The sequence below is a fragment of the Methylobacterium guangdongense genome, from assembly GCF_038442355.1.
GTDB classification, from domain to species: domain Bacteria; phylum Pseudomonadota; class Alphaproteobacteria; order Rhizobiales; family Beijerinckiaceae; genus Methylobacterium; species Methylobacterium guangdongense.
The window spans coordinates 1-514 of sequence record NZ_JBBXMX010000088.1 but is presented as its reverse complement, the minus strand read 5'-3'; the positions used below and the strand labels follow the sequence as shown (position 1 = coordinate 514).

The 514-nt window shown below is 68.3% G+C and carries 1 protein-coding gene; it reads left to right on the top strand.

From position 1 onward, the window contains the following. Positions 1-454: transposase (locus AAHG09_RS31875; protein ID WP_342112361.1), on the top strand; the 454-nt coding region annotated here is incomplete at its 5' end. Positions 455-514: the final 60 nt, after the last annotated feature.

The window sequence follows — 514 nt, the reverse complement described above, 5'->3', positions numbered from 1 at the left end:
CGACATCGTCCGACGCTGGGCTGGGCGACAGCGATCAGGAGCGCCGGTCAGACCGGCGTCCGCTCGGATCCCCTCGACACGGCGCATCACCCGATGGCTGACCGGTGATCCGGCGACGCTGCCACCGGAGGATCGCGCCTTCACCGACGCACTCTGCGTCGCTGCCCCGAAGCTCAGGCAAGCCGTCGAGAATGTGCGGGCCTTCGCCGATCTCCTGCGCCAAGGAGATCCGGCAGGACTGACGCCTTGGCTTGAGGCCGCCGGCAAGACCGATCTCGGCGGCTTCGTCACCGGGCTCCGGCAGGACGAGGCTGCCGTACGCGCGGCCATCGTCGAGCCCTGGAGCAACGGCCCCGTCGAGGGGCAGGTCAACCGCCTCAAACTGATCAAGCGGAGCATGTACGGCCGCGCGAAGTTCGATCTTCTGCGCCAGCGGGTCCTCCATGCCGCCTGAGGTCAACCCGTAGAGCTTGGCCGTGCGGAGGCTCGCAAGCACCGAAAGTGCGGATGAACC